A 21653-nucleotide genomic window follows, 5' to 3' on the forward strand; every position below is an offset into this window, starting at 1 on the left:
AGGAAGTGTCTCGGTTACAAGCAGCCTGTCGTTGTGTTCAATGAATTACGCAATGCAGCCTAATTTAGCGAGTGGTGCACTTCGGACTTGAATTCGCGCGTTATCTAAGTAGTTTTCATCGCTTTCTAGCAAATTCTTTGCGATTTTCATTTCATCTTCAGACATTTAATTAACACCGAGCTATAGGAACGTATAACGCTTTAAACAGCGGAAAACGCGAGCGCAGCGAGTGGTTTTCCGATGATTTAACTTGTTAGATGTTCTACTTACTGTTGATCTCATTTTTAATTTTTTGGTTTAACTCCATAAAATCTTTTACTAATGAGTCGCAAACAGATTTTTTAGCAGCACATTTTACTTCGGTAGTTATTCCAATCTGACCATTTCTCTCGACAACCGCACGGCGAACAATTGATGGGTATGAAGGGTGAGCTTTGGGTGCAAATGACCAAAGGGCTTTATTTGTATTGTCATTTACAATAACCCACCCTTCAGACTCACTAATCTCTGCATTGGGATCTGATTTCAGCGCTTCGAGAGCCTCTAATACAGTGTTATAACCAAACACTTGTCCATTTTTGCCTTTATATCCCAATTTTGAGTCGGAATCAGTAGCAAATGAAAAACACGAAAAAGTTAATAAAACTAAAAATAATACTCGATTCATACACAATCCTCCTTGAACATTTAACACCCCGCTTAGGGGCAATAACACGTGGGCTAAAATTGGAGCGAAGCGACTGAGCCCACGTGTTATTGTCCCAGGGAGCTTGCGACCGACTACAGCGGTTTGTTATGAGACGGTAATTCCAAAGTCAGATAGTTTCATTTTCTCTGCTTTTTTGATTGTATTTTCAACACATTCCTTTACGTCGTCTTGTAATTTTTCGTAAGCCTCATATTGCTCGCCTTCTTCCCTTAGAACTGGGTTTTTCTTATTCTTAAGGTGATGATCTATATGCCAATGAGTAACACAAGCATTCATATATGCTTGCTGTATCTTCATACTATAGCTTTTTAAATAGCTAGCCTTGGCAGGCTGTTCTTCAAGTATAACTTCGCGTTCAACGTCTGATATTAATTTTTCTAACTTTTCGATATCAGCATTAACTGTAGCTACATACCCATGGATCATTTGATATGAAATTCTTTGTTCTTGATTGAGATGAAGCGCTATGTTCTTGTAATTTTCTGTAAAGATAAAGTTGGATAGTTTTTGAGGAACTGAACCCTCAGTGCACTTTAAGGCAACTAACTGAAGACTTCTTAGAAAGCTTTGCTCAACTCTGCCAAGCTCAATTCTGATATCCATTAGCTCAGTTAAAAGTGCTTTTTTTATCTTATATCGGAGAATAACTCCCTTAACCCCACTTATAATTTGTCCTAAAATTAAGCCAACAATGACAGAAACTAAACCAACTATAATCTTTACACTTAAATCTTCACCCATAGTTTAATCCTGTCTCATAACGCCCACATAAGGGGCTGATAAATGCTTGGCTAAACTGTGTAGCGGAGCGGAACCGAGCCAAGCTTTAGCAGTCCCGCACTTGATTGGCTTATTATGTGCCGCGCATATCATTGCCGCAATTATGGCAAATGTAGTCAGACCAACCAGTAAATAATGTTTTTTTAATATGCCCCAATTTTGGTTCATATTGCCAAGGCTTATTGCATGATGGGCAAATGATGTTAGAGCTTTTCGTATCAATCACAAACAAGACAATAAAACCTAAAAAAGTGCCCGATACAATGAATGCGATGCTATTCATTAAATTTAAAAACAACAGAAAACAAATAGCCCAACGAAAATATCTTAATTGATTAAATTTAGTCACAGGCTTTCCTTGGCACATAGACATAATGACTCCCACACGGTGCTAGCCTCCGCATTTTCGTGGGTTAGCTTAAAGCCAGAGCCATAATTAGTTTGCAAATTAACTAAACAGCAGAGGCTAGCATGAACAAACATAGCATACTTTTCATTGGCTTAGATACGCATAAAGAATTTAATGAAGTGGCCTATCTTGAAGATCACCGTGGTGCCCAGCCCGTCCATTACGGCCGTATTCCTTCGGCTAAAGCGGCCGTTAAAAAGCTCGTCAGGCAATTTGAATCTAAGTACCCACACGCAACTTTGCACTTCGTCTATGAAGCAGGACCCTGTGGTTACTGGATTTATCGGCTTATCACTAGCCTAGGGCATTGTTGTTATGTGGTGGCCCCGTCGCTTATCCCCAAAAGCCTGGCGAGCGTGTAAAGACCGATAAGCGTGATGCCATTAAGTTGGTCAAATTACTAAAATCTGAAGACCTCACTCCGATTTATGTTCCTGAGCCGGAAGACGAGGCCGTGCGAGACTTATCTCGCGCTAGAGAAACGGCCATGAAAGATTTGAAAGACGCTAAGTACCAATTAAAAGCGCTGCTTCTGCGCAATAACATCAATTACAGCGGAACAGCAAACTGGTCACTCAAACACCTTAGGTGGCTCACCGAACTGGTGTTGCCTCATCCAGCACAGCAAATCGTGTTGCAAGAATATATCCAAACCATCAATGAACGGATGGACAGGCTGAAACGGCTCGATAATGAACTTGAGTATCAGGTCAGGAGCTGGCGATATTATCCGGTGGTTAAAGCCATTCAGGCGATGCGGGGCGTTCGCTTACTAGTCGCTGCCGGTGTGATTGCCGAACTGGGAGATTTAACCCGCTTTGACCATCCCCGAAAATTAATGAGTTATTTAGGGCTGGTGCCATCGGAACATTCCAGTGGCGGCAAACGTCATTTAGGCGCAATCACCAAATGTGGTAATGGCCGAGCAAGACGGTTACTCGTTGAAGGCGCACACAGTTATCGTTATCAGGCAGCTGTTACGACCGAACTGCAAAAACGGCAGGAAGGTTTACCTAAGTTGATTGTCGATATGGCCTGGCAGGCGCAACTGCGGCTATGCCGCCGCTATCAGCGCCTGATGCATAAGGGCAAGCATTACAACGTGGTAGTCACTGCGATTGCCAGAGAAATGGCTGCGTATATCTGGGCAATAGCCAGAGAAACAGTACTAAGTCCGGTCAATCCAAAATTACGTATCGCGAGGGTACCGGCATAAAATGAAAACAGAATTTGAGTTAGCGCGTTGGATCAAGCATCGGGTGTGGCACAACCACCGAGGGCGTTAGGATGGCAATGAATAGAAATATTGATTGAACCACGAACATAGACTGAAGACAGGTGCCACGACGGGCTAAGTAAGGTAGGCGCTGCTAATCGACAGATTGGTAATCCACGGATACCACCGGGGCGACGCTTCGCCATGATAACCGACGACATTACTTGCTTCATTCGATGCGTTAACTCAACTTATTGAGCGACAAACTGATTATTAAGGGCTTAAAAAGTTAGGCAGGCAACGCTGTGTTTAACTTGACAGAGGGAGTCATACCAACGCCGCAAGAAGAGGCGCGCGTTAGCGCGTCCTTCTTGCTTGCCTTGTTAGCAACTTAGTTGAAAATAACTTCATTAGGCGCCACCTGCCATAACTCTGTGTTAAAGCTAAAGTTTGTGACGATTTCACCGCTGGACTTTTTGTATAACAGGGCATAACCAAACACAGGTGAATTTTCATAATTCATCACGTAATAAACCAAACGAACTCTTTCACTGAGTTTCTCTTCCCTCATTGGTTCAATACCTAGGAATTTTCCATAATAGGCTTCTATTTGACGGATATTGTTCGACTGTGTGATCAGGCTCTTCTCGCCCTCCAAAGGAGATCCTTTCATTAAAGCTGGAATAAATGCATCTACGCCATCCTTCAAGTACGCAGCAGATGCATCCTCGATTGGCTTCCCAAGATCAATGGCATATGAACTTACGGAAAATAGAATAGATATTACTATACCCAAGTATTTCATTTTTCTTCCTTAGTTATGGTGTTTGCTAACAGCTTATTAGTGAGACCTTGCAAGGTATGCTACCTTGTAAGGTAGGATATTATCTATGTATAGACAAACTAATAAAGCTTCAAAAAATTATCGTAAATCATACACTAATCGAAAATTTGCTATAGAACAAGAAAGCTTTGTAGAGCCACAAAACATTCCTGAACTAAGAAGAATAATCGAAATCACCGATTACGATAGTGGTGAACCCATTACTCATAAACTTGAACTGTATAAAACTGATCGGATCGATTGTTATAAAGTTTTAGTCGACGGAAAGCTTTGGAAAAAGCGTATTGGTTGGAGCAACATCTTGGCAGGAATTAGAAAAGCCCTCCCTAGATTAGCTAGGGAGTGAGTGTCCGTACTTCGCCCAAAGCCACCATCAGAGCATTCACGTTAACTCGTTTTGGAGCAAAAACGAGTTATGTATAAAGGTTCGCTTCTTGTACTAAGCTGACCATCCAGCCAGCCTATTTCCATTGTATTAGTGCAACATTAAATTACCGATATAAAGCTTAGTCCTTGTGCGACAGCATTGAATACAGCGCATCGATACGTTTATTAATGCGCTTGTGTTGATTGTGCATGTCAAAACCCTGAGCGAATATCAAAATCACCAGCACATAGAGTACTGGTTCGCTCAGCACCTCTGGGTACATGGCTTGTAATATCAGTACCACCAGCAAATTGCTAAGCAAACGCGCCACCCAGCTTTTCCATGTAGGGCGCAAATGATTAAACGTGGCTAAGTGTTGTTGTTGACGGCGTTGCTCCTCTAAACACCACTGCGCCATCGCTTTGTCCTTTTGCATTTATTAAGCTCCTTAAAAATTATATATCAGCCTTTGTATATCGCGCTGTTAGCGATAGTGCTGCACCAGGCTAAGTTCACCCTGTTTAAATTCACATTCAGTATCGGCACCATTAATCATGACCCAGTTGGGCGCAACATGACCAATATCAGCATCGATAATAACCGGGCACGTTACCCCTTGAAGGGCGTAATCAAGGGCATCATAGTAGCTAAAATCTCCCTGCCCTAGGCACAATGAACGCCCGAGAATAATGCCACTGAGATTCTCTAATCCTCCAGTGGCGCGCACCGCCAATAAGCCCCGAGCAAATTGTGCCGGGCTCAGCTCGGCATTTTCCAAATACAAAATCACACCTTGCGTGTGATGTACTCGCCACTGCTTTAAGTCTAAAAACGAGCTGCATAACAAAGGAAACAATGTATCGGCGCAGCCACCGATTAAACGTCCAGCAAACTGCGCTGAGTGCGACCCTGAAAACATGCGCGTGTGAGTTGGCGTATCTCCCTTAAAAACGGCTTTGGGATGCGTACGGTAGTTGGGGTGTGTCGCCTGATAACATTGGCTACTGCGTTGTTGCAATTGCTGGCCCAAGCTCAAGTTCAGCGCAGTAAATACTTGCTCAACCTGAGCACTGCAGTCATTGATGCCTAATTGCATTAAATTAGCGCAGTGCATGGTTGCCCACTGGCAGCGATAGCTTAATACGGCACTAATGGTGCTGATATCGGAAAACCCTGTTAACCACTTAGGTGCGGCATTAGCTAAGGCATCAAAATCCAAGTGGGGCAATAAATCTAAAGCGAAATCCCCACCCCAAGGCGGCATAATTGCAGCCACCGTCTCATCCAATAGCAGTGTCATCAGCTCATTGGCGCGCGCTTCAGGAGAGGCGCTCACTAACCCTTGTTTTCGTAGCGAGTCGCCCTCTCGTACTTGAAAGCCGCGTTGCTTAAGGCCCTCCAGTACATAATCCAAACGTGGCCAAAAAGGCGCATCGACACCCGAGGAGATCGCGGGAACGGCGATAGTATCACCGGGTTTTAACGGTGCAGGATAACGCATGGGAGCTTCCTTGTTGAGTCATTTGCGCAGGCTATGATGCGCAGTACACGGTTTCCCTGCGTAAGAGCATCACTACCATAAAAAAGCCCGCGTCAAGGCGCGGGCTTTTTAGAATGAATACGCTCGTTTAGAGGTATTCAACTTCAATAATTTCGTATTCCACCGCACCATTAGGTGTTTCAATGTTCACGCTGTCGTCGAGTTGTTTGCCGACAAGACCGCGAGCAATGGGTGAATTAACCGAAATCAGGTTATTTTTAATATCCGCTTCGTCGTCACCAACAATGCGATAACGTACTTCTTCGTCGGTATCCACATTTAATATGGTGACCGTGGTGCCGAAAATCACTTTGCCGTTGTTCGGCATTTTAGTGACGTCGATAATTTGCGCATTCGACAGTTTCGCTTCAATTTCTTGAATACGACCTTCACAGAACCCTTGTTGCTCACGGGCAGCGTGATACTCGGCGTTCTCTTTCAAATCTCCGTGTTCACGCGCTTCGGCGATATCAGCGATGATCTTTGGACGCGTTACTGTCTTTAATTCGTTTAACTCTTCACGCAATAGCTCTGCACCGCGTGCGGTCATTGGAATTTTTTGCATAGTTTTCCCACTTACGGTAGGCCGCAGCAACACTGCGGCCAAGCGCTTAGTTTACTCGTTGGTGTAACTCTTGAACTGACGCTACGTGGCCACGATCGTCTGCTGAGTTAGCCGTACAGTTGGCAAACGCAGCATTCAAGGTGGTGGTGTAGTTTGTCTTGTGCATCAAGGCGCCACGACGTAACACTTTGGAATCCTCAATCGCTTGGCGACCTTCGGTGGTGTTTACGATGTAGCTGTACTCGCCGTTTTTAATGCGGTCAAGGATATGAGGACGGCCCTCAAATACCTTGTTTACACGGCGAACTGCGATGCCCGCATCTTCAAGCGCTTGCGCTGTCCCTGAGGTTGCGTCTAGTTCAAAGCCTAGTTCAGTCATGGTTTTAGCAAGCTCGATAGCTCGCGCTTTGTCACCATTACGTACTGATAGTAACGCGCGACCACCGCGTGGTAAAGCATTACCTGCTCCAAGCTGCGCTTTTGCAAAGGCTTCGGCGAAAGTATCACCAACGCCCATCACTTCACCGGTAGAACGCATCTCTGGGCCACGAATTGGGTCAACACCTTGGAATTTAGCAAAGGGTAACACCACCTCTTTAACACTGTAATAAGGTGGGATGGTTTCTTTGCTGATGCCTTGGCTCGCTAGGCTTTGACCAGCCATACAACGCGCCGCTACCTTAGCTAGTGGCACGCCCGTCGCCTTTGATACAAACGGAATTGTACGCGCGGCACGAGGGTTCACTTCAATCAGGTAAACTTCACCGTCTTTAACCGCGAACTGAGTATTCATAAGACCAATTACGCCCAGCTCAAGCGCCATGTTGCGCACTTGCTCACGCATAACATCTTGAATGTCTTGGCTCAGTGTATGGGCAGGTAGAGAACATGCCGAGTCACCAGAGTGTACCCCTGCTTGCTCGATGTGCTCCATAATACCGCCGATAATAACGGTTTCACCATCACACACTGCGTCTACGTCAACCTCAATGGCATCATCAAGGAAGTGGTCCAAAAGCACTGGGGCTTCATTAGACACCGATACCGCTTCATTCATGTAGCGGCGTAGGTCGTCTTCATCATAAACGATTTCCATCGCTCGGCCACCCAGTACATAAGAGGGACGAACCACCAGCGGGAAGCCAATTTCTTTTGATTTGGCAATCGCCTCTTCTTGCGACGTGACGGTGGCATTTTCAGGTTGCAGCAGGTTCAAACGCTCAACCATTTGCTGGAAACGCTCACGGTCTTCTGCACGGTCAATGGCATCCGGTGAAGTACCAATGATTGGTACGCCGTTCGCTTCTAGAGCGCGCGCCAGTTTCAATGGCGTTTGTCCACCGTATTGCACGATAACGCCTTTTGGCTTTTCAACACGAGCAATTTCCAGAACATCTTCAAGGGTGATTGGCTCGAAGTATAGGCGATCTGAGGTGTCGTAGTCTGTTGACACTGTCTCAGGGTTACAGTTCACCATGATGGTCTCATAACCGTCTTCGCGCATTGCCAGTGCTGCGTGCACACAACAATAGTCAAACTCGATACCTTGACCGATGCGGTTTGGACCGCCACCGATAACCATGATTTTGTCTTTGTCTGAAGGCGCCGCTTCACACTCTTCATCATAGCTTGAGTACATGTAGGCAGTGTCTGAACTAAACTCAGCTGCACAGGTATCCACGCGCTTGTATACGGGCAGAATATTCAGCTGCTGACGCTTTTTACGGATTTCTTTTTCCGACACACCGGCAAGCTCAGCAATACGCGCATCGGCAAAGCCTTTACGTTTTAAAGCGCGTAAGAAGTCGCCAGTAAGGCCAGCTAGGCCGCCTTCTTTGACTTTTTCTTCGTCTTTGATGATGTCTTCAATTTGCACCAGATACCAGCGGTCAATCTTGGTTAAATTAAATACATCTTCCACACTCATACCATGGCGCATCGCATCGGCGATGTACCAGATACGCTCAGCGCCCGGCTCACGTAGCTCGCGAGTGATTTTCTCAATCGCGCCTTTTTCACCAATAGGCAATACCGGGTTAAAGCCGGTCGCACCTACTTCTAATCCACGTAGTGCCTTGTGCAGTGACTCTTGCTGATTACGACCAATAGCCATCACTTCACCCACCGACTTCATCTGTGTGGTTAGGCGGTCATTAGAGCCGGCAAACTTTTCAAAGTTAAAGCGTGGAATTTTCGTAACAACGTAGTCAATAGACGGCTCGAATGACGCCGGAGTTTTGCCACCGGTGATATCATTTTGCAGCTCGTCCAGGGTATAACCCACAGCCAGTTTGGCAGCGATTTTTGCAATCGGGAAACCAGTCGCTTTTGAAGCCAATGCCGATGAGCGTGACACGCGAGGGTTCATTTCAATAATGACCACGCGGCCGTTATCTGGATTAACGCCGAATTGTACGTTAGAGCCACCGGTTTCTACGCCGATTTCACGCAGTACCGCCATCGAGGCATTACGCATGATTTGGTATTCTTTGTCGGTCAGTGTTTGTGCCGGCGCTACAGTGATTGAGTCACCGGTGTGTACGCCCATAGGGTCGAAGTTTTCAATTGAGCAAACAATGATGCAGTTATCATTTTTGTCCCGCACGACTTCCATTTCGTACTCTTTCCAGCCCAGTAAACTTTCGTCAATCAACAGCTCATTGGTCGGCGATAGGTCAAGACCTCGCGTACAGATTTCGTCAAACTCTTCCATGTTGTAAGCCACACCGCCGCCGGTGCCGCCCATGGTAAATGACGGACGAATAATACATGGAAAGCCAATGCGCGAGAGCACATCGTGGGCTTCATCCATAGAGCGCGCAATTTCCGCACGCGGACACTCAAGGCCAATATTTTTCATCGCGGCGTCAAAACGCTCACGGTTTTCCGCTTTATCAATGGCATCCGCCGTGGCACCGATAAGCTCAACGTCATACTTAGCAAGCACGCCGTGCTTATCCAGCTCGAGTGCACAGTTCAATGCGGTTTGTCCGCCCATGGTTGGCAGCACCGCATCGGGCTTCTCTTTGGCGATGATTTTCTCTACTACTTCCCAGTGAATAGGCTCGATGTAGGTGGCATCGGCCATTTCTGGGTCGGTCATAATCGTAGCAGGGTTAGAGTTAACAAGGATTACCCGGTAACCCTCCTCTTTAAGCGCTTTACAGGCTTGAGCACCCGAGTAGTCAAATTCGCAAGCTTGACCAATAACGATCGGGCCTGCACCTAAGATAAGAATGCTTTTTATGTCAGTACGTTTTGGCATTATTACTCCGGTCTTAAATTAGTTAGATTGCGCTTGCATCAGTTCGATAAAGTGATCGAACAACGGGGCTGCGTCATGGGGGCCTGGGCTAGCTTCTGGGTGGCCTTGGAAACTAAACGCAGGCTTATCGGTGCGGTGGATACCTTGTAAGGTACCATCAAACAACGATTTATGTGTCGCTCTAAGGTTCTCTGGCAAGCTTGCTTCATCCGCCGCGAAGCCATGGTTTTGCGCAGTGATCATCACTACACCACGGTCAAGGTCTTTTACCGGGTGGTTACCACCGTGGTGGCCAAATTTCATTTTTGCAGTGCTTGCACCTGAAGCCAGTGCTAATAATTGGTGACCAAGGCAAATGCCGAAAATAGGGATGTTTTTATCAAGGAAGGTTTTAATGGCGTCAATGGCGTAAGTACAAGGTTCTGGATCGCCGGGGCCGTTAGAGAGGAAAATGCCATCGGGATTAAGCTTTAACACCTCTTCGGCCGAGGTTTGTGCCGGCACCACCGTGAGCTTACAGCCTCTATCCACCAACATCCTGAGAATGTTGCGCTTTACGCCAAAGTCGTAGGCAACCACATGAAACTTTTCGTCCTCAGCGCTTAGGGTTTTAAAGCCCTCGCCCAGTGTCCAGCTCGTTTCGCGCCACTCGAATGGCTCGCTGGTACAGACTTCTTTGGCTAAATCCATGCCTTTCAACCCAGGGAAGGCTTGCGCCGCTTCCAGGGCTTTATTCTCATCAACCTCATCGCCCGCGATGATACACCCGTTTTGCGCCCCTTTATCACGAAGGATACGAGTCAATTTACGGGTATCGATATCGGCGATGCCTAAAATGTTACGTTCTTTTAGGTAATCGTCGAGCGATTGTTGGTTGCGGAAATTACTCGCTAGCAGTGGCAAATCGCGGATAACTAGGCCTTTAGCCCAGATACGTGCCGCTTCTTCGTCTTCGCTGTTAGTACCCGTGTTCCCGATATGCGGGTAAGTCAGGGTAACGATTTGTTCGGCATATGACGGATCAGTCAAGATTTCTTGGTAACCAGTCATCGACGTGTTGAATACTACTTCACCCACTGACATGCCGTCAGCGCCGATCGCAGTACCGCGAAACACTGTGCCGTCTTCTAGGACTAACAGAGCGGATTTAGTCAAGTTAACCTCCTAACAGTAAAAAACGGGAGTAAAAATGACCGATTTACTACCCGTTTGCAGCGCTTGGTTATACGCATTATGAAATTTTGGCAAATTGACGATATTCTACACGAGAGTCGGAGAAAGATCTAATTAAAAGTTTGTAAATATAAAAAACAGCACCTATTCAATGAAAAGCTCCCGAAACTCGTAAAAACACCCTTAAAGTTCTATAGTTCGAGCACATCTTGCATAGTATAAAAGCCAGGTTGCTTATTTTGCACCCACTTCGCAGCCCTCACTGCTCCTTGCGCGAACGTCATTCTTGAGCTTGCTTTGTGTGTTAATTCAAGCCTTTCACCCATTAATGCAAAGTAAGCCGTATGTTCACCAACTATATCGCCACCTCGTAGCACCGAATAGCCAATTTCCTTTTGAGATTTGGCCTGCTCACTTTGTGAGCGGTCATACACAGCGACGTCATCATGTTGCCATTGTTTGGCTTCGGCAATGGCTTCACCAAGGGCTAATGCGGTCCCTGATGGTGCATCAATCTTATGGCGGTGGTGAGCTTCGAAAACCTCTATGTCGGCGTCATCACCCATTTTCTGCGCTGCCGTTTGCACCAAATTAAGTAATAAATTAATACCGACGCTAAAGTTACGGGCAAAAACAATGGGGATATGCTCACTGGCATCATACATACGCTGCATTTGTTGCTCATCAAGCCCGGTGGTACCAATCACCATCGGCGTACCTTTAGCAACGGCGATATCAAGGTGGGCCAGCATGCCAGCAGGAAGGGTGAAATCAATCAGCACGTCACACTGACTTTGCTCATCGAAGGCGCTAAAAGCTAAGCCCTCAGCGTGTTCGCTTAGGTCTTTAACTACATTGTTGACGTTGACACCGAGCAGTTGCGAGTGCGCGCGTACATAAGCGCCTGCGAGCTGCGTGTCACCATCATTATTGGTTGCAGCTAATAACACTTGCCCCATTCGGCCATTGGCACCGAGTACCCCTACACGAGCAGACATATATTTTCCTTCAATCAATGAAATACTGATAGCCTCTATGCTAACGCAGATGCACAGGGTGCGCGAGTGAGAAAGATTCAAAACAACATCCTGTGACCATATCGTGTGCGATTTCATTTTAGGCCTAGGGTAAGCCCGCTAATTATGGCTAAGCGCTCGATAATGTTAATTTTTTGTGTTACTACTGAGTAAAATAACAACAACCACAATGAACGCCGTAGACTTTAGCCGTCCATACGTATAAACTGCCCAAAAATACGCGCCGATTTGGTCTTTGGCTTGCGGGCGCACGCAGGGTTTGATGGACAAATCATGCGAAAGAAATACAGCTAAAAGAAGAACTTTTGGCTGTTGGCGATCATTTTTTGAGGTATTCATGCAGCCTACTTACAACGCAACAACGGCAAAACTGTCGTTGCTTCCACTGCTTATTTTTGTCGCGCTATTTTTGGGCACTGGATTGTATCTACAATCGCAAGGTGTCGATTATGCGTTTTACCAACTCCCTGCCCCAGTCGCGATTCTACCAGCCATCGTTATCGCCTTTTTGATAACAAAACAAAGTATTAATGCCTCGGTGGAAACCTTTATTCGTGGTGCTGGGCATAGCAATATCATCACCATGTGTTTGATTTATCTATTGGCCGGTGCATTTTCCGCTGTTGCTGGAGCCACTGGCGGCGTTGATGCTGTGGTCAATGCCGGCCTGTCTTTTATTCCTGCAAGTATGCTATTACCTGGGCTGTTCCTAATAGCCGCGATAGTATCGACGGCCATGGGCACGTCTATGGGCACCATTGGCGCCATCGGCCCAATCGCCCTTGCCGTCTCGGCGAAAACAGGCATCGACCCTGCACTTATGGCGGGTACTATCGTCTCCGGGGCCATGTTTGGCGATAACTTATCGATCATATCTGATACCACCATTGCGGCTACACGCACCCAAGGCTGCGAGATGAAAGACAAATTCCGTGAGAATTTAAAAATCGCCCTGCCTGCCGCCATTTTAACAATTACATTATTGGTCATGCTCACACCACCACCACAACAGGTAGAAGTAGCGGAGTTTGATTGGCTCTTAGTGTTGCCGTATTTCTTTATTCTTGTGCTTGCGGTGATGGGACTGAATGTCTTTGTCGTGCTCTTTAGCGGCATTATCTTCGCAGCAATAATGGGCTTTACAGGCGACTACCAAGGCAGTGCCTTTGTAAAAGACGTTTATCAGGGTTTCAGTGACATGCAAGAGATTTTCTTGTTATCCATGTTCATCGGTGGCCTGTCGGAGTTTATTCGCCGAGGTGGCGGGCTGGATTACCTTGCCAATAAAATTCAAGCGTTGACCAAAATCATTGCCCGTTTCAATCGCAAGGTGGCTGACCAAATTGGTATTGCGCTGCTGGTGATGACATCGAATTTGTGTATTGCCAATAACACGGTCTCCATTATTGTCGCAGGCCCGGTGGCTAAGAAGCTCGCAGACGATGGCGACATTGCAGCAAAGCGCTCGGCCAGCTTACTGGATATTTTCGCCTGTGTACTACAAGGCTCATTGCCTTACGGCGCCCAAGCTCTGTTACTAGGTGCAACGTTTAGCATTAGTCCATGGCAGGTATCAACCTCGGCTTATTACTGCTTCATCTTGGCTGTTACGGCAATTATTACCATCATACTGCGGCGCCATCGCGGTTAAATCAACGCCATGCAGATGGTGGTTGTTCGCCATCATCTGCTATAATTGCGTTGACTTTCCTTTTAGAAACATCTTGTTATGAAAATCAATACACGTAACCTTGTCGCCTGTGCATTGACAGGCTGTAGCTTGGCGACCATGCCAGCGTTCGCGGCCAATTGGAGTCAGACTCAACTGCACGTGAATTATGGCGACTTTAAAAACCCTTTCTCGGGCCAAAAAGCAGATACCAGCGTCGTGTCTTTGCAACACGCGTCGGCTTACGATTACGGCGATAACTTCTTTTTTATCGATGTTATTCATGATGACCTTGATGATGGCTACCAAGACAGTGATTTCTACGGTGAGTGGTACTCGAATTTCAGCCTATCAAAAATCTCTGGCGAAAATATCAGTGCCGGCCCTCTCAAGGATGTCGGTTTTGTAATGGGCTTTAATGCCGCAGGCGATGCCAAGGTGCTTAAATACCTACCCGGGGTGAAACTCGACTGGCAGGTAGATGGCTTTGACTTTTTCTCTACCTTAGTCACGGCTTATATTGATGATAGCGATGGCGTTAGTGCCGGTGGCGCGCCAACCGAAAGCGACAGTTGGATGCTGGATATTGCCTGGGGCGCACCTTTTAGCCTCGGCGAGCAAAAGTTCTACTTTACCGGCCACGTTGAGTACATCGATGGCCGTACTAACGAGTTTGGCGAAAAAGTACAAAACTGGGTACTAGCACAACCGATCCTGCAGTGGGATTTGGGCCACGCGCTTAAAACAAAAGAACGCACCTTGATGCTGGGTATCGAATGGCAATATTGGCACAATAAACTGGGCACCAATACCTCTGAGTCGGTTCCGCAAATTCACTTGGCTTGGACCTTTTGATCAGGTAACTTACAGCTCTTAGATAATCGAGGAATAATAATAATGCCCAAGGCAAGTGAGATAAAAAAACACGCGGCTATTGAGTATCAAGGTCGGGTGATGATTGTACGCGACATTGAGCGCTCTGTGCCTCAAGGCCGCGCCGGTGGGAGCCTATACCGCATGCGTATGTATGATGTGGTTGATGGCACCAAGGTGGATGAAACGTTCAAAGCCGAAGACATGCTTAATTTTGCCGATTTACAGCGTCGTGCTGCGATGTTTTCGTATGTTGACGGTGATGAGCATGTGTTTATGGATGAAGAGGACTACACCCCCTATCATCTCAACAAAGACAGCATTGCTGAACAGCTACTGTTTATTGACGAGTCGACTAAAGGCTTACAGGTAGTATTAGTTGAAGGACGCCCTGTGTCCATCGACCTACCAACTAGCGTTGAATTAGTGATTGAAGACACTTCACCATCCATTAAAGGGGCATCGGCCAGTGCACGCACCAAACCGGCAACCTTGAGTACAGGGCTGGTAGTACAAGTGCCTGAACACATTTCCAGCGGTGATAAGATTAAAATTAACACCGCTGAGAGCAAGTTTATCAGCCGCGCTTAGCGCTGATTTATTGTAGAGGTAAGCGCTCGCTTACCTCTTCCTTACCAGGCGTTCTGCAAGCATCTGACTGCGTTTCATACTGGCTATTCGTTACGTGTATACACCTGAAGCAGCGGGTGGTCATACTGCGCAAAATCAACGGTAATAGACAAACGTTGTCGTCCCGTAAATAATTGCTTAAAAGCCTCTGGTGAGCGCCGCATACCATCTGCAAAAAGCCCCATGACCTGCTGATGATTCAAACTGCGTTTGCCGCTTTCAGTGTTTTCAATGGTCAGCATCGCCACACGACGCCCGGAGCGACTGCTCATAGGCACCACATTTAACACTTTGAAAGCACTGATGTCCGGCTCAATATTATCGTCATTAGCAAAGGCCAACGCTAAGCTTGTTGGTAAACTAGGGTCTAGATGTAAAGCGCTATCACTGTCCTTGGCATCGCTAAAGCCGCTATAACTCGCCACGGCTATCAATAGTGTCACTAAGTAATTATTGGCCACAGATTTCTCCTGGTGATGGCAATGCATGGTCAGTGCCTTGCACAAACCATTGTTTATCTCGCTGGACTAACAGCATCGCAGGAGGCCCAGGCTGGCGCTGAACCTCTGTTAAGCGGTAAAAACCCAGTGCTTTAGGGCAATATACATAGAGCACCTGCATGTAGCCAGGCTCGTTATCATTGTGCTGTTGCGCCAACACATAAGGGCCAATCTGCTCATAGTGCTTTGATTTATCGATCACACTCTGCATACCCACAAGCAGTAAAATGCCATGTAAGGCACTCATTAGCATGACCGCTTGCGCGGCGATAGTAGCCAAAGGCCTGTAGCTGCGCTTTTCTATCGCCCACCACAAATAGGCGCTCAAACCACCAGCCAGTGCTAACTTAACCGAGCTAAACACCACACCGATACGATACATCAGCATGGGGCTGTGCCACTGTATGGCAAATACCGGCGCGCTAATCAAACTATCAATAATAAGCACAAGCGCCAGTAACAGTGGGATAAATACTGGCGGCCTTTGCTTAAGTTTTTTATAGGCGCTGAGCATTTAAGTGCTTACCGAGCGACTAACGGCATTGCGGACGCTTGCCTTGCTTTTGAGCACTGCTATACAAGCTTTGTGCATTGGTCATTTGCTTTTGCAACTGCGTAATGCGACTTGATGGCGCCGGGTGGGTTGATAAAAACTCTGGCTGACGAGCGCCACCTTGCTTGGCCATATTCTGCCACAATGCCACTGACTGTTGGGGCTCAAAGCCTGCTTTGGCCATCAACTCAAGACCGATTTCATCGGCTTCGCTTTCATGAGTACGACTAAAGGGTAACACCACACCAAATTGGGCTCCTAGACCCAAGGCCTGCATAATCTCATTGCGATAGCTCACCTCGCTCATATCCAGTGCCACAGCACCTAACTGCATACCCGTTTGCAGTAGTTGGCTTTGCGAAACGCGTTCATTCGAGTGCTCAGCAATCACGTGCCCCACCTCATGACCCAACACCGTCGCGAGTTGATCTTGATTCTGCGCCACATCTAATAGTCCGGTGTGTACACCAATGTAGCCACCTGGTAATGCGAAGGCATTCGCCGAGGGTTCATCAAACACCACCACTTCCCACTCTTGTTGCGCGTATTGCTGCGGTAGAACGGTGATCACCGCATCAGCCACACACTGCACATAGGCATTGGTGGCGGGATCTTTGTTGATCTTCTGTTCTTTTTTCATTTGTTCAAAGCTAGCACCGCCGAGTTGGCTCATCTCACTGTCTGAATATAAAGCCACTTGGGTGCGCCCTGTGGGCGATGTTTTGCATCCACCAAGCGCGGCGACAAGCGCCAGCGCGATTAAAGCATGTTTCATGATTTGTTCCCTATTTACCGAATGAGGTTAGCATAGCAAAGTGTGATGGGGCTCGCCTAGCTCTACGCAAAAGTATAAAACTGTATAATTAACATTATCTTAATAACATTTGGCTGTTACCTACTCGCAGCGGGTGATATAGTGAACAAACCAAGGTGTTTTATCCGTCTGCGCTGAACCCCAATACGTTAAAAGTATCAAGCCAGCCTTGGTTTCTCCACACTATCAAATTGAAGACTGAATTCTATGTCCACAGACGATATAAGAACGCCTAGTCGGCGTTTATTACTGCCGCTGTTAGCCAGTATTGTTGCTATTACCCCGCTTGCGGTGGATATGTATCTGCCGGCGATGGTGCAAATTGCCGCTGATTTAGGCGCGACCATGCCACAAGTGCAAATTTCACTGAGTGTGTACTTAGGTGGTTATGCGTTAGGTATGCTGTTTTTTGGCCCCATAGCCGATCAAATGGGCCGTCGTCGCCTTGCCCGCATTGGCCTCGGACTATTTGCGCTGTGCTCATTGGCATTGGCATTTTGCCAAGACATCCATCTTTTTTGGGCATTACGGGCTGCACAAGCCTTTACCGGCGCCGCTGCTACAGTTGTAGTGCCTGGCATTATTCGTCATATATATCAGCAAAATACCGCTAAAGGCATGAGCTATGTGTCGATGATTATGATGATTGCACCGCTTATTGCCCCGAGTATTGGCTCGCTGATCCTCGGCCTTGCGCAGTGGCAAGTGATTTTCTTAACGTTAGCAGGGTATGCCGTATTTATTCTTGTGTGGGTGCAAATGCACCTGATCGACATTCCCATTTATCGCAGCGAAAAGCGTGGCTTGAGGCTGTTTTTTGAAAGCTACTCGGTAGTACTGAGCGAACCTAAAGCCCGGGCAGATATACTCTCCTCAATGTTGGCGTCATTCGCTTTCTTTTGCTTTTTGACCTCGGTGCCGTTTATCTATTTAGATTACTTTGAAGTGTCAGAGCAACTATTTGGGGTGTTATTTGCCTTTAACGTAATAGCGTTGATGATAGGCAACTTCGTCAATACCCGTGTGGTGCCGAAAGTGGGTTCTCGGCGCATGTTGTTTATCGGCTTAACTCTGGCTTTTATTGCCGGCGGCACTTTACTCACAGTGAGCCTAATGCAGCAGTCACTGTACTTTATCGTCTTTAGTATTGCGCCATTAATGATGAGCTTGGGTATCATTGCCAGCAATGCTGATGCTCTTATTTTAATGGAATTTGAACGCAACTCCGGCACGGCAACCGCCGTGATTGGTACTTTGCGTTTTGGTAGCGGCGCGCTGGTAGGGCCTATTCTCGCCCTGATCCATCCTGAAAATGCGGTACCATTTTCAAGTATGATGTTCAGTGCCCTAGTACTGATTCTGCTTACCCAGTTTTGGCATCACAAAAAAAATGCCCGCTAAGCGGGCATTTAGAGTATTATCTGGTCGGCCCTTATGGCGCTTTTGACACCATCACCATAGCCGGGCGCAATAGGCGACCGTTGAGTGTGTAGCCTTTTTGCATCACTGCAAGCACAGTATTAGGTGCTACGTCTTCACTAGGTTGCATACTCATTGCCTGATGTAAATCAGGGTTGAATGTTTCGCCTTGAGGCTCAACCACTTCAACGTTAAATTTGCCAAGCGCTTCAACAAAGCTTTTCGCTGTCATTTCAACGCCTTCGAGCATAGGCTTAATCGCCTCGTTGTCTTTATCAGCAAACTCAATGGCACGTTCAAGGTTATCGAGCACAGGAAGCAGATCACCGGCAAACTTTTCCAGTGCAAACTTGTGCGCCTTGTCGACATCTTGAGCCGCACGACGACGAATGTTTTCCACTTCGGCAGCAGCGCGAACAACGCTATCTTTTTGATCTTCTATCGTTTGCTTCGCCGCTTCTAATTCTGCGTGAAGCGCAGCGATTTCAGCTTCTGCGCTGTTATCATCGCCTTGAGCTTGTTGCTCACTCGCCTGCTCTTGTTCCACCGCTTCTTGCGGGTTGTCCTGTTCGTTTTCTTTCGCCTGTGTTTGCTCGGACATTTATCTGTTCTCCAAAAACTGCTTAACTGCGTTTTATTATGGGGATGGTTTAAGTGGTTTCAAGGTCCACTTCTTCGATTTGCGCAAATTCTTGAATAATTGCTTCGATCTCTGCTGATTTCGGGGCAATCACACAGAATCGGCTTTGGTATTCGTGATTCGCAAAGTACGCCAAACTCAATATTAAGAAGTCATCAAATCCTGGCATCGGCACACTGTTACCTAGTAGCACCGACACACCATTGCGAAAGGCCAGCTTATCTTCAACCGCATGTAAAAAGCGCACTCCAATAGCATATTCTTGGTCGTGCTGGCTGTGAGCGTAGAGATTATTCTCGCCTACCACGATGCTGTTATCAGTGCCCAACTTATTACCCAGCTCTCGCGTCCACTGAGCCAGCGAACCATGGCAATAATGCGGTGCAGTGCGACTCATTGCTTTCATGCGGTGGATCCCCTCGAGCAAATTTTGCTGGGCAAACACCGAATTCAGCCAAGTTGCAAACTGATAGCGAATGTCGTCATTGGCTTCGACGGGCTTAGTAATAAGAATGTTATGGCTTTGCCCGTGCCGGTCAAGCAGCAGCACCAGCCAATGTTTGCGGTCAAAATCAAGTACTTCAACTCGAAATACAACTTGCGTCGTTACCTGTGGTAGGCCGACACAGACGCACACTTTAAAGCGTCGCGCGAGGTGATGCGCAAACTCAATCAGTTTGTCCTGCGGGGGCTGCCAATACAAGCCGAGTTGGTCAAGGTCGAAATAACTCTCAAACCAAAACGCAAACCCCTGCTCGGTAGGAATACGCCCCGCAGAGGTATGAGGTGAGTACAGTAAACCGAGCTTTTCAAGTCGAGACATGGCATTGCGCACGGTGGCACTGCACACCGCCATGCCTTTTTGTTTGGCAATACGGGTCGAGGCGACAGGGTTACCTTCGCCGTCGCAGTACAAGCTCATTACAGCAGAGAAAATCTGCTCGTCACGTGGTGATAATTTCATATAGTTATAATTTAGGCTCTTTGCCTCAGTTTCAACACCCTGACTTTTGCGTTACTCTATAAGGAGTTAGTTCGGTCTTGGCACATTTATGAGCGCATCTTTTAAAACCATAGGCTTAATTGGTAAAGCCAATCATGAAGGCGCGGCGCTGACATTACAACGCCTCTATACCTTTTTGCAAGCACTAGGCTACAAGGTTTTGGTCGAGCGCCACTATGGCGGCCAACTTGAAGACGCGAAAGAAGCCACTTTGGTGGACTTAGTGGAGTTGGGTGAACGGGCCGATTTGGCGATTGTTGTCGGCGGTGATGGTAACATGCTCGGTGCCGCTCGGGTACTTGCCCGCTTTGATGTTGGGGTGATCGGCGTCAACCGAGGTAACTTAGGCTTTTTAACCGATTTAAACCCCGATAGCTTTGAAGCCTCTTTAGAGCAGGTTCTCAGCGGTCAGTATATAGAAGAAAAACGCTTTTTATTGGAAGTCGAAGTGTTTCGCCATGCTGAGCTAAAAAGTGCCAACTCAGCCATGAATGAGGCCGTACTGCACGCCGATAAAGTGGCTCATATGATTGAATTTGAGTGTTTTATCAACGATGATTTTGTCTTTTCGCAAAAATCAGATGGCCTGATAGTGTCCACGCCCACGGGGTCTACAGCCTATTCACTTTCTGGTGGCGGGCCGATACTCACGCCAGGTTTAAATGCCATGTCGCTAGTACCTATGTTCCCACACACCCTCTCCAGCCGCCCACTCGTCGTTGATGGTGACAGTGTGGTGCGTTTGCAACTCAGTCCTGGTAATACCGATAGCCTGCAAGTGAGTTGTGATAGTCACGTGGTACTGGCCCTGCTCCCTGGTGATGAGGTCGTTATTAAAAAGGCTGAAAAGCCTTTGCGGCTGGTCCATCCAACTGACTATTCATACTATAACGTATTGAGGCAAAAGCTAAACTGGGGTTCACGTCTGTATTAGCCGGCGTTAACTTAGCGTTCAGTTTTTATTGCAATTAGGCCCTATTTACATAAGAATAGGGCATTCGTTGTTTTCGGTTCCCACTCGTATCCTCATGGTTTTCGTCGTCATCTTGACACTCATTTTACTTATTACCTTACTTGGTGTGTACATGGTCATTGAGCGCAACCGTGAGAAAGCGCGAGAGGCTCAACGACGTATGTTTAACGCTCGGGTCAAGCAAGTTCAACAACGCTTTCAAAGCCATCTGCATGAGTATGAAGAAGCTCGCATTCTACGTCCCAAACATGTGCCGCAACTTAATGCTATCTGCAGCAACTTTTTCGTTGTTCAAGGACACAATGAGGATAACCTCACGTATTTAGAATACATCAGTGAACGTGTGCTGCAGACGTTGGACAGCGAGTTAGCTAAGTCTTATGTGCGTAACGACATAGATACCCTAGCAGAGCGAATTCAATACTTTATTAGTGAATTACCCACACGCGGTATCGAGTTTAATGCTGCGTTTTACCATGACATCCTTCCTACCCTGCTGACGCAGCTTATCTCCAGCGATCTCAGTGACCACGAGCAGCTTAAAGACGAGTCTGATGAGACTGAGGACGACGTCGATGAGCAGCAAGAGCACTCATCAGCACAACACGAAACTGTTTAAAATTTAATTTGCAAAAACCACAAACACTGTATAGATTAACAGTTATACATAACTG

24 protein-coding genes and 1 pseudogene are annotated in these 21653 nt (G+C 47.0%); 8 read left to right on the forward strand and 17 right to left on the reverse strand.

Annotated features, from left to right (window positions below; translation table 11 throughout):
- Positions 1-262: 262 nt before the first annotated feature.
- From MHM93_RS16590 to MHM93_RS16600, 3 genes are all read right to left on the reverse strand, one after another.
- Positions 263-667, reverse strand: coding sequence for a molecular chaperone DnaJ (locus MHM93_RS16590; RefSeq protein WP_239449897.1), 405 nt, complete (start codon positions 665-667; stop codon positions 263-265).
- Between the two features lie 126 nt (positions 668-793).
- On the reverse strand, positions 794-1450 hold the full coding sequence (locus MHM93_RS16595) for a hypothetical protein (protein ID WP_239449898.1): 657 nt from the start codon (positions 1448-1450) through the stop codon (positions 794-796).
- Positions 1451-1562: 112 nt separating this feature from the next.
- Complete coding sequence (locus MHM93_RS16600; RefSeq protein ID WP_239449899.1) at positions 1563-1838, reverse strand: hypothetical protein; 276 nt, start codon at positions 1836-1838, stop codon at positions 1563-1565.
- Between the two features lie 122 nt (positions 1839-1960).
- Between MHM93_RS16600 and MHM93_RS16605 the strand changes: the two are divergent.
- Positions 1961-3114: pseudogene (locus tag MHM93_RS16605) on the forward strand (IS110 family transposase).
- 32 nt (positions 3115-3146) lie between these two features.
- Here the strand turns inward: MHM93_RS16605 and MHM93_RS16610 are convergent.
- Positions 3147-3335: a hypothetical protein gene (locus MHM93_RS16610; protein WP_239449900.1), complete on the reverse strand. Its 189-nt coding sequence runs from the start codon at positions 3333-3335 to the stop codon at positions 3147-3149.
- Positions 3336-3505: 170 nt separating this feature from the next.
- On the reverse strand, positions 3506-3919 hold the full coding sequence (locus tag MHM93_RS16615) for a hypothetical protein (RefSeq protein WP_239449901.1): 414 nt from the start codon (positions 3917-3919) through the stop codon (positions 3506-3508).
- A gap of 85 nt (positions 3920-4004) precedes the next feature.
- Between MHM93_RS16615 and MHM93_RS16620 the strand changes: the two genes are divergently transcribed.
- A complete protein-coding gene (locus MHM93_RS16620) occupies positions 4005-4304 on the forward strand; it encodes a hypothetical protein (RefSeq protein ID WP_045980054.1) in 300 nt (99 codons plus the stop codon).
- A gap of 160 nt (positions 4305-4464) precedes the next feature.
- On the opposite strand, the gene MHM93_RS16625 is transcribed toward MHM93_RS16620, so the two are convergent.
- The 7 genes from MHM93_RS16625 to MHM93_RS16655 form a co-directional block, all read right to left on the reverse strand.
- Complete coding sequence (locus tag MHM93_RS16625) at positions 4465-4761, reverse strand: hypothetical protein (RefSeq protein WP_239449902.1); 297 nt, start codon at positions 4759-4761, stop codon at positions 4465-4467.
- A gap of 48 nt (positions 4762-4809) precedes the next feature.
- The gene (locus MHM93_RS16630; protein ID WP_239449903.1) at positions 4810-5826 is read right to left on the reverse strand and encodes a S66 peptidase family protein; all 1017 of its coding nucleotides are present in this window, start codon (positions 5824-5826) and stop codon (positions 4810-4812) included.
- Positions 5827-5953: 127 nt separating this feature from the next.
- Entirely contained in the window at positions 5954-6430 is a 477-nt protein-coding gene (gene greA, locus MHM93_RS16635; RefSeq protein WP_022946185.1) for a transcription elongation factor GreA, read from the reverse strand.
- 46 nt (positions 6431-6476) lie between these two features.
- Positions 6477-9695, reverse strand: a complete 3219-nt coding sequence (gene carB / locus MHM93_RS16640) for a carbamoyl-phosphate synthase large subunit (protein ID WP_022946184.1) — start codon at positions 9693-9695, stop codon at positions 6477-6479.
- Between the two features lie 18 nt (positions 9696-9713).
- The gene (gene carA / locus MHM93_RS16645) at positions 9714-10850 is read right to left on the reverse strand and encodes a glutamine-hydrolyzing carbamoyl-phosphate synthase small subunit (protein WP_022946183.1); all 1137 of its coding nucleotides are present in this window, start codon (positions 10848-10850) and stop codon (positions 9714-9716) included.
- 209 nt (positions 10851-11059) lie between these two features.
- Positions 11060-11866 carry a 4-hydroxy-tetrahydrodipicolinate reductase gene (gene dapB, locus MHM93_RS16650; RefSeq protein WP_239449905.1) on the reverse strand — a complete coding sequence of 269 codons (807 nt, stop codon included), beginning with the start codon at positions 11864-11866 and terminating at the stop codon, positions 11060-11062.
- A gap of 165 nt (positions 11867-12031) precedes the next feature.
- On the reverse strand, positions 12032-12244 hold the full coding sequence (locus tag MHM93_RS16655) for a hypothetical protein (RefSeq protein WP_239449907.1): 213 nt from the start codon (positions 12242-12244) through the stop codon (positions 12032-12034).
- Between MHM93_RS16655 and MHM93_RS16660 the strand changes: the two genes are divergently transcribed.
- From MHM93_RS16660 to yeiP, 3 genes are all read left to right on the forward strand, one after another.
- Entirely contained in the window at positions 12243-13556 is a 1314-nt protein-coding gene (locus MHM93_RS16660) for a Na+/H+ antiporter NhaC family protein (RefSeq protein ID WP_045980323.1), read from the forward strand. The two genes, MHM93_RS16655 and MHM93_RS16660, sit on opposite strands and share 2 nt — an antisense overlap.
- Positions 13557-13634: 78 nt before the next feature.
- On the forward strand, positions 13635-14429 hold the full coding sequence (locus tag MHM93_RS16665) for a nucleoside-binding protein (RefSeq protein ID WP_239449908.1): 795 nt from the start codon (positions 13635-13637) through the stop codon (positions 14427-14429).
- Positions 14430-14471: 42 nt separating this feature from the next.
- A complete protein-coding gene (gene yeiP, locus MHM93_RS16670; protein ID WP_045980321.1) occupies positions 14472-15038 on the forward strand; it encodes an elongation factor P-like protein YeiP in 567 nt (188 codons plus the stop codon).
- A gap of 83 nt (positions 15039-15121) precedes the next feature.
- Here yeiP and MHM93_RS16675 read toward each other — a convergent pair whose 3' ends face one another.
- From MHM93_RS16675 to MHM93_RS16685, 3 genes are read right to left on the reverse strand one after another with little or no spacing between them, the layout of a single operon-like run.
- Positions 15122-15538 (reverse strand): hypothetical protein, encoded by a 417-nt coding sequence (locus MHM93_RS16675; protein WP_239449909.1) that lies wholly within the window; start codon positions 15536-15538, stop codon positions 15122-15124.
- Positions 15528-16091, reverse strand: coding sequence for a hypothetical protein (locus MHM93_RS16680; protein ID WP_239449910.1), 564 nt, complete (start codon positions 16089-16091; stop codon positions 15528-15530). The genes MHM93_RS16675 and MHM93_RS16680 overlap by 11 nt, the downstream gene beginning before the upstream one ends.
- Before the next feature lie 19 nt (positions 16092-16110).
- The gene (locus MHM93_RS16685) at positions 16111-16905 is read right to left on the reverse strand and encodes a M48 family metallopeptidase (RefSeq protein ID WP_045980319.1); all 795 of its coding nucleotides are present in this window, start codon (positions 16903-16905) and stop codon (positions 16111-16113) included.
- Between the two features lie 246 nt (positions 16906-17151).
- Between MHM93_RS16685 and MHM93_RS16690 the strand changes: the two genes are divergently transcribed.
- Complete coding sequence (locus MHM93_RS16690; RefSeq protein ID WP_239449911.1) at positions 17152-18345, forward strand: multidrug effflux MFS transporter; 1194 nt, start codon at positions 17152-17154, stop codon at positions 18343-18345.
- Positions 18346-18376: 31 nt separating this feature from the next.
- Here the strand turns inward: MHM93_RS16690 and grpE are convergent, their stop codons facing one another.
- Both grpE and MHM93_RS16700 read right to left on the reverse strand, forming a co-directional pair.
- Positions 18377-18964, reverse strand: coding sequence for a nucleotide exchange factor GrpE (gene grpE / locus MHM93_RS16695; protein ID WP_022946174.1), 588 nt, complete (start codon positions 18962-18964; stop codon positions 18377-18379).
- A 49-nt stretch (positions 18965-19013) separates the two neighbouring features.
- Complete coding sequence (locus tag MHM93_RS16700; RefSeq protein WP_239449912.1) at positions 19014-19967, reverse strand: HrcA family transcriptional regulator; 954 nt, start codon at positions 19965-19967, stop codon at positions 19014-19016.
- Positions 19968-20055: 88 nt separating this feature from the next.
- Here MHM93_RS16700 and nadK point away from each other — a divergent pair, with 88 nt between their 5' ends.
- Together nadK and MHM93_RS16710 are read left to right on the forward strand one after the other, a co-directional pair.
- A complete protein-coding gene (gene nadK, locus MHM93_RS16705) occupies positions 20056-20940 on the forward strand; it encodes an NAD(+) kinase (protein ID WP_239449913.1) in 885 nt (294 codons plus the stop codon).
- Positions 20941-21052: 112 nt separating this feature from the next.
- On the forward strand, positions 21053-21598 hold the full coding sequence (locus MHM93_RS16710) for a hypothetical protein (RefSeq protein WP_239449914.1): 546 nt from the start codon (positions 21053-21055) through the stop codon (positions 21596-21598).
- The last annotated feature ends 55 nt before the right edge of the window (positions 21599-21653 follow it).

Source organism: Pseudoalteromonas sp. MM17-2 (assembly GCF_022347945.1).
In the GTDB taxonomy this organism is placed as follows: Bacteria; Pseudomonadota; Gammaproteobacteria; order Enterobacterales; family Alteromonadaceae; genus Pseudoalteromonas; species Pseudoalteromonas ruthenica.

Coding starts and splice junctions, on each gene's coding strand:
- MHM93_RS16590 (WP_239449897.1), bottom strand. CDS start 667: ATGAATCGAGTATTATTTTTAGTTTTATTAACTTTTTCGTGTTTTTCA.
- MHM93_RS16595 (WP_239449898.1), bottom strand. CDS start 1,450: ATGGGTGAAGATTTAAGTGTAAAGATTATAGTTGGTTTAGTTTCTGTC.
- MHM93_RS16610 (WP_239449900.1), bottom strand. CDS start 3,335: ATGTCGTCGGTTATCATGGCGAAGCGTCGCCCCGGTGGTATCCGTGGA.
- MHM93_RS16615 (WP_239449901.1), bottom strand. CDS start 3,919: ATGAAATACTTGGGTATAGTAATATCTATTCTATTTTCCGTAAGTTCA.
- MHM93_RS16620 (WP_045980054.1), top strand. CDS start 4,005: ATGTATAGACAAACTAATAAAGCTTCAAAAAATTATCGTAAATCATAC.
- MHM93_RS16625 (WP_239449902.1), bottom strand. CDS start 4,761: ATGCAAAAGGACAAAGCGATGGCGCAGTGGTGTTTAGAGGAGCAACGC.
- MHM93_RS16630 (WP_239449903.1), bottom strand. CDS start 5,826: ATGCGTTATCCTGCACCGTTAAAACCCGGTGATACTATCGCCGTTCCC.
- greA (WP_022946185.1), bottom strand. CDS start 6,430: ATGCAAAAAATTCCAATGACCGCACGCGGTGCAGAGCTATTGCGTGAA.
- carB (WP_022946184.1), bottom strand. CDS start 9,695: ATGCCAAAACGTACTGACATAAAAAGCATTCTTATCTTAGGTGCAGGC.
- dapB (WP_239449905.1), bottom strand. CDS start 11,866: ATGTCTGCTCGTGTAGGGGTACTCGGTGCCAATGGCCGAATGGGGCAA.
- MHM93_RS16660 (WP_045980323.1), top strand. CDS start 12,243: ATGCAGCCTACTTACAACGCAACAACGGCAAAACTGTCGTTGCTTCCA.
- MHM93_RS16655 (WP_239449907.1), bottom strand. CDS start 12,244: ATGAATACCTCAAAAAATGATCGCCAACAGCCAAAAGTTCTTCTTTTA.
- MHM93_RS16665 (WP_239449908.1), top strand. CDS start 13,635: ATGAAAATCAATACACGTAACCTTGTCGCCTGTGCATTGACAGGCTGT.
- yeiP (WP_045980321.1), top strand. CDS start 14,472: ATGCCCAAGGCAAGTGAGATAAAAAAACACGCGGCTATTGAGTATCAA.
- MHM93_RS16680 (WP_239449910.1), bottom strand. CDS start 16,091: ATGCTCAGCGCCTATAAAAAACTTAAGCAAAGGCCGCCAGTATTTATC.
- MHM93_RS16685 (WP_045980319.1), bottom strand. CDS start 16,905: ATGAAACATGCTTTAATCGCGCTGGCGCTTGTCGCCGCGCTTGGTGGA.
- MHM93_RS16690 (WP_239449911.1), top strand. CDS start 17,152: ATGTCCACAGACGATATAAGAACGCCTAGTCGGCGTTTATTACTGCCG.
- grpE (WP_022946174.1), bottom strand. CDS start 18,964: ATGTCCGAGCAAACACAGGCGAAAGAAAACGAACAGGACAACCCGCAA.
- MHM93_RS16700 (WP_239449912.1), bottom strand. CDS start 19,967: ATGAAATTATCACCACGTGACGAGCAGATTTTCTCTGCTGTAATGAGC.
- nadK (WP_239449913.1), top strand. CDS start 20,056: ATGAGCGCATCTTTTAAAACCATAGGCTTAATTGGTAAAGCCAATCAT.